The organism is Streptomyces sp. WMMC500, assembly GCF_027497195.1.
Taxonomy (GTDB): domain Bacteria; phylum Actinomycetota; class Actinomycetes; order Streptomycetales; family Streptomycetaceae; genus Streptomyces.
Map to the genome: position 1 here is coordinate 1,233,349 of NZ_CP114905.1, position 12,847 is coordinate 1,246,195.

A 12,847-nucleotide genomic window follows, 5' to 3' on the forward strand; every position below is an offset into this window, starting at 1 on the left:
GGGACGGGACAGCGGCCACCGGGGCATCGGCGCTCACCCCCGAGGTCGCCAGAGCACTGCTGTCCCTCCTGGTGAACGCGCACGAGCGCTCCAGGGACAGCGCCCCGATCCCTCGCACTCCCGCTCCACCGGGAAAGTCAACTGCTCACCAAATGGGCAACTCGGGCAAACGGGGGACTTGAACCCCCACGCTTGGCCGTTCGAAAAATCCACTGGTCAGAGCGCCACCCGGCAGCATCTTGACCTACCGCCGCCATCGGTCGCCAAAGGCGTCCACACGACAAACGGCCTGGTCAACAGGCGGACCAAAGCCGATTCTGAAGTGTCCGAGGGGCGAGTTGACCACTACACCCACGCACTCGCACGGAGAACTCGGCTTCCGTTGGGTTGATCGGCCCAGCGACGCCGAGGCGGTGGGGCGCAAGACGAGAACCCACAGCAGTGAATACCCATCCATCCAGGTCAGGCCGGGGCCGCATGCCGTGCGGTCTCGGCCGATCCCATCTCATCCGCAGGCGTCCGTTCATGTAAGCCTCACGCATAGCGGAGACCGGGGGCCTGCGTACTCACCGTCTTTGAGACTACGCACGGGACGGGCGATAGCGCGACTGCTGTGGATAATGGCCTCATGGATGTGACCGCGGCCGCCCTCCCTCCACGGTGGGCACACCTGGACGCCCGCCTTCCCTCCTCCCTGGAGGACCTACACGGACCGGACCAGGGCCTAGTCACTCTGCCCCTGCACCTCGCCTGGTCCGGCTCCCGAACCTTCGACGTCGCCGACCCCAGGGCCCGGCTGCTGCTGTACTCCATCGTGCTGACCGAGGGCCGACGCGAGGACGCTGAGTCTTACCTCGACGCCACCCTGTTGCGGCACGCCTGGCCTCAGCTCCGACGCCTGATCGGCCGTCCCATCCGCCAGGCATGGGAAGACCACCTCCTCTTGCCTACCGTCGCGTGAGCCTCGAGTCACTGCCGGCATCTCATGCCCGTGCCCTGCGTGACGGCAGCACCGTCCTCGAGCGGCTCGGCCTGCTGATCGCCGGCGGCTACGCGCTGCGCGCCCATCAGGTCATCAGCCGCCCCTCGCAGGATCTCGACCTCGCCACCAGCGCCGCACAGCCCCTGACACACATCGCCGACGAACTCGCTGGTGCATACCGCGACGCGGGCTACCAGGTGAGCATCCTGGAGGGCAGCGAACGATCCGTGCGCATGCTGCTGACCCTGCCAGACGGCATCGAGCAGCTTGAGGTCGATCTGCTGAAGGAGGCTCTCTCCCCGAACCATCTGGCCATCACCGGCCCCTCCGGAGAACACCTCCAAGCCATCTCCTTCGACGACGCCGTCGGTCTCAAGGTCCGCGCGCTGCACGACCGCTCCTACCCCGCGACCTGATCGACCTGCACGCGCTGCGCGAGCAGTTCTCCTACATCGAGCTGGAGAACCTCGGCCGCCGCCACGAACCGGACTTCGATCCCGAAACCATCATCGACCACCTCGGGGCCGCCACCCTCTTCGCCGACGAGGATTTCGTCGCCTACGGACTCACCGCCGAGACCGTCGGCGACCTACGCCGCTGGGCCAACAACTGGCATACACATCTCGTCGAGCGCCTCTTCGAGAACCGCGATGTAGACGAGATTCCCTGATCACCGAGCCTCCGGATCATTGCGCTGCAAGGGGTTCGCGTTGCGGCGCCCGGGTGTTCCCACGGAGGCTGCCGTTGCTCGGCGGGCGGAGCGTGCCGATGCGCACCGTGGTGGGCGCGGCGGCGTGCGGCGCGGTGCTACTCATGCTGCTCTCCGCGTACGCCGTCGTCAACGCGGCCTTCGACGTCACGGGCAACGGCCCGGTCCTCGTCGGCGAGGAGCAACCTGACCGGGAGCTGGACCTTGGTGTCGTCGGCACGCTGTGCTACACGCCGCTCACCGCCTGAGGCCCCCTGATAGCCGCTGTCACCCTCGACTACCACCGGCGCCGCACCCGGAGGACGGGCGCGGCTGAGACAGTGTCTTGATCGGCGTTGGCCTACGAGGGAACCCCACGCGCCTGACGCGGCACATGACCGCTCACGCGGTCCACTTGGCTGACTGGCCCTCCGAGCGTTCGTCGATCCGTTTCAGGCGGCCTTGCCCGTGAGAAGACCTGCCCCCGAGCATCAGCAAGCAGCCGGGACCAGTAGGTGGGGCCGGGAGCCGGTTTTCGCAGGATCTTTCTGCCATCCGCGTACCCGCTGCACGGAGAACGTGTCGCGAGCGGTGCGCTGCAGGGTGCAGATGTGGCCCGCGCCGGCCAACACCACATCCACGACCTGGCTGGCCGTCCGATCAGGCCCGTCCGGCCCGCGGTTTGGTCCCGGGCCGGACGGAGCGCCTCAGGAAAGGGTGCCCAGGGGCAGGTGCGCTACGAGTTCTGTGCCGCTCGTCTCGTTCGTGTCGCGCAGGCTGGTGATCTCGGCCGCGGTCAGGGCGCGGTCGTAGATGCGGAACTCGTCCATGGTGCCCTGGAAGCGCTGTGCTCCGTCCATGCGCTGCCCGAGGTGGACGGGGGCGGGATCGCTGCCCATGACGTCGCCGGCCGCCCCGGTCGCCGAGCCGGCTTCGGTGCCGTCGACGAACACGGTCAGGGTGTCGCCGCTGCGGCGCAGCACGACGTGGTGCCAGGCGTTGTCGGCGTAGGCGCGGGAGGTGGTGACACTGACGGCCGGGTCGGTGGCGTCGTTGAGGCGGGCGAGCAGCCGGCCGTCGTCCGGCTCCGCGCGCAGCCACAACTGCGGTGCGTCGTTCATGCCGTTCGCCCAGAAGACGGCCTGGCCGGTGCGTTTGTCGCCATATTTGATCCAGGTGGAGACGGTGAAGTCCCCGGTGCCGAGGAGCGGCTCCGGGGCGTAGGGCAGTTGGACGCGGCCGGTCTGGCCGTCGAAGACCAGGCCGTTGCCGAACCGCCCGTCGACCGTCCTCCTGGTGCCGTCGAAGGCCAGCGCGTCGGCGGACCGCGCGGTGTCGGGGGTGGTCGCGGGGGCGGGCAGGTCATCCGGCTCGAGCCGGACGAAGGCGATCTCCTCGTAGACGGAGGTGCTGCCGCGCTCGTAGAGCAGGCCGATGTCGCCGTCGGGCAGCTCGACCAGGTCGGAGTAGCCGGCGTAGCAGGCGCACTCGTCCTTCGGCAGGCCGCGGTTCTTGCTGCCCCAGACCTGGACGCCCTCGTCGGTGGAGTCGCTGGCGACGGTGTCGACGCCCTGCCAGGTCGCCGTCTCGTCGAAGGAGGAGCGGACGGTCATGGCCCGGCGGGAGTTGTTCCAGGCCGGCGCGGAGGTGAGGATGCGGTTGTACGGGTTGCCCTCGTCGGTGGCGTCCATCCGCAGCACCGCCGACTGCGCCCGCGGCGCCTCGTAGCCCTCGACGGGCTGGAAGCCGGCGGCGGTGAAGCTCGCCCCGCCGTCCTTGCTGACCGCGGCCAGCCGGTGCGGGCGCGCGGTGACGTCGGCATCGTTGCCGTCGTCCCGGAAGTGGTTCTGCCGGGTCCAGACGTAGACGTCGCCGTTGGCGAGCTCGACCAGGCTCAGCTCCTGCGGCTGGATCGTGGAGCTGTCCGACGGGTAGGTGCGGCGGGCGCCCTCCCGCCAAGTGGTGCCGCCGTCGTCGCTGTAGACGATCATCGCGCCGTACACCGGAGTGCCGGAGTCGTCGCGGAAGTTGTAGTTGACGCCCGCCATCAGCCGGCCCACGTGCTCGCCGCGGGTGAGCTGGACGGCGTGCACGGGCCCGGTGGCGTAGTGCCCCCACTCCGGGTCGTCGATCTGCTCGTAGAGGCTCTTCGGCCTGGTCCAGCTCTGCCCGTCGTCGGTGCTGTACTGCACGTACGGGGTGCGGGGCGCACCCGAGTTGGTCTCGCCGGGCGCCGCGGGGTCGACCGGGTTGAAGGTGCTCAGCAGCACGATCCGGCCGTCGGGCTGGCCGGTGGCGGGGGCGCCGTCGAGGGTGCGGTAGACCACGGGGGCGGCGTTGCCGCGGGTCGCCGGGGCGTCCGCGTCGGCGTCGGTGCCCTCGGCGACGGTCTTCCTGGACTCCCAGGTGCCGCTGCCCGCGGGCAGCCGACGGGAGACGAGGCGGATGTTGGACTTGTCCTCGCAGGAGTTCACCCGCTGCTCGGCGAAGGCCAGCAGCGACCCGCTCGCGGTGCGGACGACGGCGGGGATGCGGTAGCAGCCGGGGCCCGAGGCGGTGAAGAGGGTCGTGGTCTGCGCCTCGAAGGGGTCGACGGTGGCCGCGGGAGCGGCACCGGCGGACTCGGCCCCGGGCCGCGCCAGGTACACGCTGAGGCCGCCGAGCGCCACCAACAACGCCCCGGACAGGCGCAGGACGCGTCGGCGGAAGCGAGGAGTTCGATGGGAAGCGGCTGTCATGGATCTGCAAGATATCCTACAAATACCGGCGTGTCAGCGGGAGTAGCGAGACGCGAGTGAGCCGTGCCCTGGCGGCCCGGAGTTCCGCGGCGGATCAGCCGTCTGCTGGACACACCCGCGCATCGCGCTGTACGGCAAGCAGCTGCGCATCCTCCGTATCGCCGACGGCACCCGAGATGAGACCGCCGAATGGTGGCCCCGAAGGAGCAGCTCGACGAGGAACGCCACCGCGGCAAGCAGCGCGCCGGCATCGCCAAGGGGCTGTGGGTACCCGAATCGGAAGAGGCCGGGCAGGACAACCGGGTCTTCTACAGCACCGCCGACAAAGACAGCAAACACACAGGCATCAGCGTGGAGGCCGCCAAGCTCACCCCACACGTCAACGAGAACGGCAAGAACGAATACCGCCCCACCAAGAACGCCTCGAACCCCGACGTACTGGAGATCACCGCAGCCTGCCTCCAACCCCAGGACGACGCGGAGACTTGGGCCATGTTCGCCCACCTGCAGCGTATGTGCGACGACGACTATCGCGACGTCCTCGGCCTGCCGCTCGTACTGCACCTCGCCAGCCTCGCCGACGAATACGGCATTCCCCACGACGGCGACGAAGTAGTGGAACCCGACGAAGAGGAACAGCTCACCTTCGACTTCAGTGGCTTCAGCCTCGACTGATGCACCGCGAGTCGTCTGCTCCGCAGTAGCTAAAGCGTGTTGTCCGGATCATGCGTGGCATCGGCCTGATAGGCGTGCGGCTGCGGCGCCGGGTCCTCACCACCCTGGCCGGCGCTCGGGCCCCGGCAGGCCGCCCATCTGGGCGTTCAGGCTTATCGAGGTCAGCGGCACAGGCGTGTACCCCGACAGCTGGGTACTTCACGCGCCCGCCGACGCCTGGAGAACGGCCACTTCGCCGAACTGGATGCCTGCACAAGCTGGCCCGGGGGAAGGAGCCTGACGCGGAGCCTGGGGAACCCCGGCCGCACCCGACGACGACACGACGTAGACGGATTCCCCGACACGGACATCAATCCCTGAGACTCCACCACCACGGCTCGCGGCATGCATCAGAACGAGCCCGGAGGGTCGATCACGGAGACTTGTCAATACCCCTCCACCCGAACGAGTGACTTCCGTTTCCCTTCGTCGGCTGCGCGTGCGACGGTCGCAATGGCGTACCCGAGCATTCCGATCCCCTTGGGCTGGCGGGTAGCGCCTGCAGGGAGGTTCGACATGGCTTCGACGCGTACATTGCAGCTGTTCGACCTGCCTGCCGACCCGGGCGCGCTGGGCACATGGGTGGGCAGCCAGGCGACCGCGCCGAAGGCCCAGGCTGGGGTGCGGTTTGCGTTTTACGGGCGGGTGTCGACGGAGGACTTCCAGGACCCGGCCACCTCCCGGGGCTGGCAGTTGCTGCGTGCGCAGGCGCTGGTCGCCGGGCACGGGCGGGTCACCGCCGAGTTCTTCGACATCGGGCACAGCCGGGTGCTGCCCTGGCCCCGCCGCCCGGAAGCCGCCCGCCTGATCGACGCACTGGCCGATCCCGGCCGCGCCTTCGACGCGGTGGTAATCGGCTCCAGCGAGCGGGCCTTCTACGGCAGCCAGTTCGCCGCCATGGCCCCGCTCTTCGAACACCACGGCGTCCGGTTGTGGCTGCCCGAACTGGGCAGCCCGGTCGACCCGGGCTGGCCGGGCACGAGGAGCTGATGATCCTGCTGGGCATCCTGTCCAAGCGGGAGATCGCCCGCGCCCGGCTGCGCGCCCGGACCGCCATGACCGTCCAGGCCCGCGAACAGGGACGCTACCTCGGCGGCCGGCCACCCTACGGCTACCGGCTCACCGACGCCGGCCCCCACCCGAACCGGGCCTGGGCACGCCGCGGCGCCCGCGCCTAGCGACTGGAAAGCTGGAGCGGCGCACCTCTGTGCGGCGGGTTCACGACCGCCAGGTCGAAGCGCACCTCTCGCTTGTCGTACGAGTCGAGCCTGCGGCCGGCGCCGTCGACCTCGCCGGTGGCGAAGTCCGGCACGAACTCGATGTTTGCGTCCGCGAGCACGTCGCCCACTGACCGGGCGACGACCGGCCGGGCGGATGCCTCCTCCGGTGGGGTTACATAGGCGAGCTGTACGCGGTGGCGGATACCGCGCCTGCGGAAGTACTCGTCGGCCATGAGGACGAACTCCAGCGACGCGACCGGGCACGCGGCCGGCAGGCCGGCCGGCGCGACCACCAGCCGGCCGTCTTCGAACCGATCCAGCGCCGGTCGCAGGGCGGCCGCGCCCTCCGCGGTGGAGAAGGTGAAGACGTTCTCCTGCCAGCCGGTCCCGGTCAAGCCCTCGACCTCGTCGAACTGCGGCATCGCGCCGGTGGCTACCACGAGCACGTCGTAGTGCAGCAGGGTGCCGTCGGCGACGTAGACGGAACGCGCGGCCGTGTCCACGTACGTCACTTCGTGGCGTCGGCGGTGGATCCCGTCACGCAACCGCCGGGGGCGGGGCCGGACGACGCCGGACACCGTGACCTGTCCGAAGGGGGCGAACAACAGGCCCGGCTGGTCGACGTGATCGTCGTCTTCGTCGACCACGGTGATCTCGGCCTCGTGCCAGGGGCAGGAGCGCCGCAACCGGTTCGCCACCAGTGTGCCGCCGGTGCCTGCGCCCAATATCACGATCAGTTTCCGCGTCATGTCCGTACCGTCCACCCGCGCCCTTACCGGTACGCAGGGCTGCTGGGGCCGGACCCGGGCGCCGGCCGGGCCGTTCCGCAGGCCGCTCGGCCCTCGCCCGCCAAGTCCTGCCCCGCGGTGGCGAGATCGCTGCCCGGCACCAGGGCGCAAGAGCACCGGCGGAGGTAGCATCCGCGCACGGGCTTGGGAGGGCCTGACGATCCCGAGGGGAAGGAAGGGACGGGAGATGACGGAGCCCGCACCGGAGGACCGGGAGCCGAATGTACGACTGCGCGATCTGCAGTCGCTGCTGGACGCGATCACCGACTACGCAATCGTCAGGTTCGACGCCGAGGGCCGGATAGCCGGCTGGGGCCGTGGTGCCCGGCTGTTGCACGGCTACGAAGAGGACGAGGCACTGGGCCACCCCGCGGCCATGCTCTACCCGGCCGACGACCGGGCGGCCGGTCGGGCAGAGCAGGCGCTCGCCACCGCGCGGGAGAGCGGCCGGTACGAGTCCGAGGGCTGGCGGCAGCGCAAGAACGGCGAGCGGTACTGGGCCAGTTCGGTGCTCACCGCGATTCGGGACGCCGGCGGCGAGGTGTTCGGCTTCGCCGAGGTCGTCAAGGACGCCAGTGACCAGCGGCGCGCGGACTCCCTGTTCCACGGCCTGCTGGAGTCGGCGCCGGACGCGATGGTCATCATCGGGGCCGACGGCCGGATCAGGCTCGCCAACCGGCAGACGGACCTGCTGTTCGGCTACGACCGCGAGGAGTTGATAGGCCAGGAGATAGAGGTCCTGGTCCCGCCCCGGTTCCGCAAGCAGCACTACGGACACCGAACCGGCTTCCTCTCCGACCCCCGGATGCGCCCGATGGGTGTGGGGCTGGAGCTGTACGGACTGCGCCGCGACGGCTCCGAGTTCCCCGTCGAGATCAGCCTGAGCCCGCTGGAGACCGACGAGGGAGTCCTGGTCTCGGCCGCCATCCGGGACGTCACCGACCGCCGCGAGACCGAGCAGCGCCTGATGCGGCAGCGCGATGAGATCATGGAACTGTCCACCCCCGTGATCCAGGTGTGGGACAAGGTCCTCGCCCTGCCCCTCATCGGCACCCTCGACACCGGCCGCGCGGCCCGGCTCACCGAAGGGCTGCTGCAGCGGATCGCCGAGACCGAGGCCGAGGTGGCGATCCTCGACATCAGCGGCGTGCCGACGATCGACACCCAGGTCGCGCAGCACCTGCTGCGCACCGTCCAGGCGGCCGCGTTGATGGGCACGGAGAGCATCATGAGCGGGGTGCGGCCGGAGACGGCCCAGTCCATGGTTCACCTGGGCATCGACATGGGGCGGCTGCGTTCCCGCAACACACTGCGCGACGCACTCCAACTGGCGCTGGCGGTCCTTGAGGAGCGCAACTCCGCGCCGGGAGCGACGGACCCGCTGGACGGCACCCTGTGAACGGCGAGGCGGGGCCGGTCATGCGGATCGGCGACACGCTGCTGGTCTCGCTGCATGGCGACCTCGACGACGACACGGTCGTCGGGATCGAGGAGCACCTGACGCGCGAGGTCGCCCGCACCGGTGCCGGCGGCATGCTGATCGACGTCAGCGGGTTGAGCGTGGTCGACACGTTCATCGCACGGGTGCTGACCCGCATGGTGAGCATGGTGCGGCTGCTCGGCGCGGAGGTGGCGATCGTCGGGATCCAGCCCGCCGTGGCGATCACCCTGGTGGACCTCGGCGTTCCGATGGGCGGTCTCGACACCGCCCTCAACGCGGAGAAGGGACTGGCGCTGCTGGCACGGCTGCGCCGCCACGGCAGTCGCCGTGCGGACTGACACGGGACCGGCCATGGACGGCACGGACGACATCGTCATCTCCGACCAGACGGATCTGATACGGGTGCGCAAGACGCTGCGCGCGCAGGCCCGGAGTGCTGGCCTGGGCCTGGTGGACGAGACCAAGCTGATCACCGCCGGCAGCGAACTGGCCCGCAACATCCTCAAGTACGCCGTCGGAGCCCGCGGCCGGCTGTGCGCGGAGCGGGTCACCGCCGACGGCCGGCAGGGCGTCCGGGCTACGTTCACCGACGAGGGCCCGGGCATCGAGGACGTCGACGCCGCGCTCGACGACGGGTTCAGCACCAGCGGCAGCCTGGGACTCGGTCTGCCCGGCGCGCGCCGCCTGGTGGACGAGATGACCGTCACCTCGGCCCCGGGCTCAGGCACCACGGTGGTGATCGAGAAGTGGCGACGCTGACCGGCCAGGCGCCGCACCGCCGCTTCCCCGTCGACACCGAGGAGGACGTCGGAGCCCTGCGCCGGGCCGTCGCCCGCACCGCCGCCGGACGAGCCGGACTGCGTACGGGAGAAGCCGAACTCGCCGCAACGGAACTCGGCACCAACCTGCTGCGCCACGCGCACCCCGGCGGCTACGTCCTGTTCCGGCCGGCCGGCGACGGCATCGAAATGATCTCCGTCGACCACGGCCCCGGGATCCCGCCGGAGCGCATCCCGCCCCGGCCGTACGCCGGGCACACCCCCGCCGTCCCCGAGCCTCCTCCCCGTGCCGCCGGAGGGCTGGGCGCCGGGCTCGCCGCCGTCCACCGCCTGGCCCGCGACTTCGACTGCCACAGCACCCCGGACGGCACCGTCGTGCTGGCCCGACTCGATCGCGCAGCCCGGCCGATGACGTCCCGCTGGCGCCACGGCGGCGTCAACGTCCCCTTCCCCGGCGAGGACGAATCCGGCGACGGCTGGGCGGTACGCCCCGGCAACGACAGGCTGGAGGCCGCCGTCGTCGACGGCCTGGGCCACGGGCCCCCCGCCGCCGCGGCGGCGCGTGCGGCGCTGGCGGAGTTCGGGCGACAGCTGATGACCGACCCGGCCCGGTACCTGCGCCGGGCGCACGAGGCGATGCGGGCCACCCGCGGCGGCGTACTCGGCACCTGCCTGATCGACGCGGACAGCGGCGAGCTGACCTTCGCCGGAGTCGGCAACATCACCGGACGCGTCCTGCACGACGGCCGGCGCCACCCGCTCCTCGGCCGGCCCGGCACCCTCGGCACCCAGCTGTCCCCGCCGAAGCCGGATGTGCAGCGCGTCCCCTGGACGCCGGGCTCCACCCTGGTGCTGACGTCCGACGGAATCCGCAGCGGCTGGGACGTCACCCAGTACCGCGGCCTGCTCCGGCACGACCCCGCCGTGATCGCCGCCGTACTCCACCGCGACCACGGCCGGCTGACCGACGACGCCACCGTGCTGATCGTCACGGAGGTGCCATCATGGGAGCGAGGACAGACCAAGGGCCCGGGAGAGGCGACGTGAGGAGCACGCAGCCGCCGCGTACGCTCGCCGAGGCGCAGGAGGTGCTCCGGCGGCAAGAAACCGAACTGGACGAAGGCAGACGGCAGATCGCCGAACTCAGCCGTGAGCTGAGCGACGCCGACCATGGCCTCATCGCCCTGCACACCGAACTGGAGGAGGCCCGGGGCGCCGCCGCCCGGCTCGCCGCCATCGTCACCTCCTCCGGCGACGCCATGATCTCCATCAGCCCGCAGCGTACGATCCAGACCTGGAACCCCGGCGCCGCCCGCCTCCTCGGCCACGACGCCGACGCGATGGTCGGGCGCTCCGCCGACGAGCTCATTCCCGAGGGCGCGCTGCCGGCCTTCGAGGACGCGCTGGCCCGCACGGGCTCCGGGGAGCACGTCGAGCCGGTGGAGACCCGCTGGCGCAGCGCCGACGGCGGCCTCGTGGACGTCTCCGTCACCGTCTCGGCCATGCGCGACGGCGACGGCGCCCTCATCGGCTACTCCATCGTGGGCCAGGACATCGGCCGCCGCCTCGCCCTGCAGTCCGAACTGGCCGGCGCCCGCGCCGAGCGGGAGGTGATCGCCGACCGCGAGCGCATCGCACGCGACCTGCACGACATGGTCATCCAGCGCCTGTTCGCCGCCGGCCTGACCCTTCAGGGCGTCACCGCCTTCCTCGACCACGCCCAAGCGGTCAGCCGCATCAAGGGCGTCATCGGCGAACTCGACGCCACCATCCAGGAACTGCGCAACGCCATCTTCGACCTGCACCGCGCCCCGCAGCACACCACGAGCCTGCGTGCGCAGATCTTCGACGCCACCACCGCCGCGCGCCGCAACCTCGGCTTCGCACCCACGGTCGCCTTCGAAGGACCGGTCGACGCGGCCATCCCGGACGCGATCGCCGTTCATCTGCTGGCCGTGCTGCGCGAGTCCCTGTCCAACATCGGCAAGCACGCGCACGCCTCCGCCGCCGAGGTGAGCCTGCACACCGGCGAGGAGCTGCTGCTCACCGTCAGCGACAACGGCCGCGGCGTCGGCCCGAGCACCCGCCGCAGCGGCCTGGCCAACCTGCGCGAGCGCGCCGAGGAGCTGGGCGGTACCTTCGAGATCGCCGACCGCCCGAGCGGCGGCACCCGCCTGGCCTGGCGCATCCCCCTCGCCCGCCACCGGGACGGGACCGCCCGGAACTGAGCCGGACGAGAACGCCGGCCATCTTTCTTTGGGCCCTGGGCCGTCGGGCGACTTGCCCACGTATCGGGGACGGAGCCCGGCAACCGGCCTCTTCCGGCATGGGCTGATCGGCTGCGCCGACTGCCCGGACGGATGGACGCGACAGCCGCCCGGCCCCTGGGAGCGCGCCTGGGCTGCGATGAGGCTGAGAGGTGACGAAGGCCGGGCGGTCGCAAGCACCGCGATCGCCGGTCCTCCCCGCCGACCGCCCCCGACACCCCGGAAGAAGAAGCCATGACCGCCACAGACAAAAAACCCTCGCTGCACGGCCACGTCGTCATCGGCTACGACGGCTCCCGACACGCGGAACGAGCCCTGGAGTTCGCCGTCGAGGAGGCCGTACGCCGCCGCACCGGTCTGCAACTGCTGTGCGGCGTGCCGTGGCCGCCGCCGGCCTCGGCCGGTCTCGGGCTGTCCCCCGCCGAGCACAGCGAGCGCGAGCGGGTCACCCGCGAGCTGCTCGACGAGGCCGCCGAACGAGCCCGCAAGCTGGCCGCCGGTGAACTGGACGTGGTCACGACGGTGACCCGCGACCCGGCGGTTGAGGCACTGGTGCACCATGGTCGTACCGCGGCACTGACGGTGGTCGGCACCCGCGGGCACGGCGGCTTCGCCGGACTGCTGCTCGGCTCGGTCAGCCAGCGCGTGGCCGCCCACACCCATATGCCCCTGGCCGTCGTACGAGGCGACGCCGACGGCACCGGCGAACACGCCGACACCGTGCTCGTCGGCGTGCGGTCGAACAGCGAGACCGCGGCCGTCCGCTACGGCTTCGAAGAAGCCGCCCGCCGCGGCGCCCGGCTGCACGTCCTGCACGCCTGGAGCTACGCGCCCTTCACCGGCACCCTCACGAGGCCCGACTCCCCGCGCAGCCACGAGGAGACGGCCGAGGCCCGCAAGGCGGCCGAGGCCTTGCCGCGCTACGCCGTGGCACCGGTGCGCGACGAGTTCCCCGAGGTCGAGGTGACCACGGACCACGAGTGCCGCTCGCCCTCCGCCGCCCTCGTCGAGCGGACCAAGTCCGTCGAGCGGGTCGTGGTGACGGTGCACCGCCACACGCACCCGTTCGGCCGCCGTCTGGGCCCGGTCACCCACGCACTGCTGCACCACGCGCACTGCCCGGTGATTCTCGTTCCCGGCACGTGACGTGACGCGCACCCCGTCTGCCCCGGCCGACCGAGGTGCCACGCCAGCCCTTCCTCCGGGCCGTCCACGGCCGGCTCCGCCCTG

General features: G+C 71.2%; 13 protein-coding genes. 11 read left to right on the forward strand and 2 right to left on the reverse strand.

Annotated elements, in window-relative coordinates; all coding sequences use genetic code 11:
• Positions 1–957: 957 nt before the first annotated feature.
• Positions 958–1,398, forward strand: a complete 441-nt coding sequence (locus O7599_RS05110; protein WP_281620886.1) for a nucleotidyl transferase AbiEii/AbiGii toxin family protein — start codon at positions 958–960, stop codon at positions 1,396–1,398.
• Positions 1,399–1,750: 352 nt separating this feature from the next.
• A complete protein-coding gene (locus O7599_RS05115; RefSeq protein ID WP_281620887.1) occupies positions 1,751–1,939 on the forward strand; it encodes a hypothetical protein in 189 nt (62 codons plus the stop codon).
• Between the two features lie 438 nt (positions 1,940–2,377).
• On the opposite strand, the gene O7599_RS05120 is transcribed toward O7599_RS05115, so the two are convergent.
• Positions 2,378–4,408 carry a sialidase family protein gene (locus tag O7599_RS05120; protein WP_281620888.1) on the reverse strand — a complete coding sequence of 677 codons (2,031 nt, stop codon included), beginning with the start codon at positions 4,406–4,408 and terminating at the stop codon, positions 2,378–2,380.
• A gap of 189 nt (positions 4,409–4,597) precedes the next feature.
• On the opposite strand from O7599_RS05120, the gene O7599_RS05125 reads away from it, so the two are divergent.
• The 3 genes from O7599_RS05125 to O7599_RS05135 all read left to right on the forward strand — a co-directional run bounded on the left by O7599_RS05125 (position 4,598) and on the right by O7599_RS05135 (position 6,300).
• Positions 4,598–5,083, forward strand: a complete 486-nt coding sequence (locus O7599_RS05125) for an RNaseH domain-containing protein (RefSeq protein ID WP_281620889.1) — start codon at positions 4,598–4,600, stop codon at positions 5,081–5,083.
• A gap of 573 nt (positions 5,084–5,656) precedes the next feature.
• Positions 5,657–6,112: a hypothetical protein gene (locus O7599_RS05130; RefSeq protein ID WP_281620890.1), complete on the forward strand. Its 456-nt coding sequence runs from the start codon at positions 5,657–5,659 to the stop codon at positions 6,110–6,112.
• Positions 6,112–6,300: a hypothetical protein gene (locus O7599_RS05135; RefSeq protein ID WP_281620891.1), complete on the forward strand. Its 189-nt coding sequence runs from the start codon at positions 6,112–6,114 to the stop codon at positions 6,298–6,300. Before O7599_RS05130 ends, O7599_RS05135 begins: the two co-directional genes overlap by 1 nt.
• Here O7599_RS05135 and O7599_RS05140 read toward each other — a convergent pair.
• Positions 6,297–7,091, reverse strand: coding sequence for an FAD/NAD(P)-binding oxidoreductase (locus O7599_RS05140; protein WP_281620892.1), 795 nt, complete (start codon positions 7,089–7,091; stop codon positions 6,297–6,299). The two genes, O7599_RS05135 and O7599_RS05140, sit on opposite strands and share 4 nt — an antisense overlap.
• 226 nt (positions 7,092–7,317) lie before the next feature.
• Between O7599_RS05140 and O7599_RS05145 the strand changes: the two genes are divergently transcribed.
• The 6 genes from O7599_RS05145 (at position 7,318) to O7599_RS05170 (ending at position 12,763) form a co-directional block, all read left to right on the forward strand.
• Entirely contained in the window at positions 7,318–8,529 is a 1,212-nt protein-coding gene (locus O7599_RS05145) for a PAS domain S-box protein (RefSeq protein WP_281620893.1), read from the forward strand.
• 20 nt (positions 8,530–8,549) lie between these two features.
• On the forward strand, positions 8,550–8,909 hold the full coding sequence (locus O7599_RS05150; protein WP_281620894.1) for an STAS domain-containing protein: 360 nt from the start codon (positions 8,550–8,552) through the stop codon (positions 8,907–8,909).
• 13 nt (positions 8,910–8,922) lie between these two features.
• A complete protein-coding gene (locus tag O7599_RS05155; protein WP_281620895.1) occupies positions 8,923–9,330 on the forward strand; it encodes an anti-sigma regulatory factor in 408 nt (135 codons plus the stop codon).
• Entirely contained in the window at positions 9,318–10,397 is a 1,080-nt protein-coding gene (locus O7599_RS05160; protein WP_281620896.1) for a SpoIIE family protein phosphatase, read from the forward strand. Before O7599_RS05155 ends, O7599_RS05160 begins: the two co-directional genes overlap by 13 nt.
• Positions 10,394–11,578, forward strand: coding sequence for a PAS domain S-box protein (locus O7599_RS05165; RefSeq protein WP_281620897.1), 1,185 nt, complete (start codon positions 10,394–10,396; stop codon positions 11,576–11,578). Before O7599_RS05160 ends, O7599_RS05165 begins: the two co-directional genes overlap by 4 nt.
• 273 nt (positions 11,579–11,851) lie before the next feature.
• The gene (locus tag O7599_RS05170; RefSeq protein ID WP_281620898.1) at positions 11,852–12,763 is read left to right on the forward strand and encodes a universal stress protein; all 912 of its coding nucleotides are present in this window, start codon (positions 11,852–11,854) and stop codon (positions 12,761–12,763) included.
• Positions 12,764–12,847 lie beyond the last annotated feature (84 nt).

Coding starts and splice junctions, on each gene's coding strand:
- O7599_RS05115 (WP_281620887.1), top strand. CDS start 1,751: ATGCGCACCGTGGTGGGCGCGGCGGCGTGCGGCGCGGTGCTACTCATG.
- O7599_RS05120 (WP_281620888.1), bottom strand. CDS start 4,408: ATGACAGCCGCTTCCCATCGAACTCCTCGCTTCCGCCGACGCGTCCTG.
- O7599_RS05125 (WP_281620889.1), top strand. CDS start 4,598: ATGGTGGCCCCGAAGGAGCAGCTCGACGAGGAACGCCACCGCGGCAAG.
- O7599_RS05135 (WP_281620891.1), top strand. CDS start 6,112: ATGATCCTGCTGGGCATCCTGTCCAAGCGGGAGATCGCCCGCGCCCGG.
- O7599_RS05140 (WP_281620892.1), bottom strand. CDS start 7,091: ATGACGCGGAAACTGATCGTGATATTGGGCGCAGGCACCGGCGGCACA.
- O7599_RS05145 (WP_281620893.1), top strand. CDS start 7,318: ATGACGGAGCCCGCACCGGAGGACCGGGAGCCGAATGTACGACTGCGC.
- O7599_RS05150 (WP_281620894.1), top strand. CDS start 8,550: ATGCGGATCGGCGACACGCTGCTGGTCTCGCTGCATGGCGACCTCGAC.
- O7599_RS05155 (WP_281620895.1), top strand. CDS start 8,923: ATGGACGGCACGGACGACATCGTCATCTCCGACCAGACGGATCTGATA.
- O7599_RS05170 (WP_281620898.1), top strand. CDS start 11,852: ATGACCGCCACAGACAAAAAACCCTCGCTGCACGGCCACGTCGTCATC.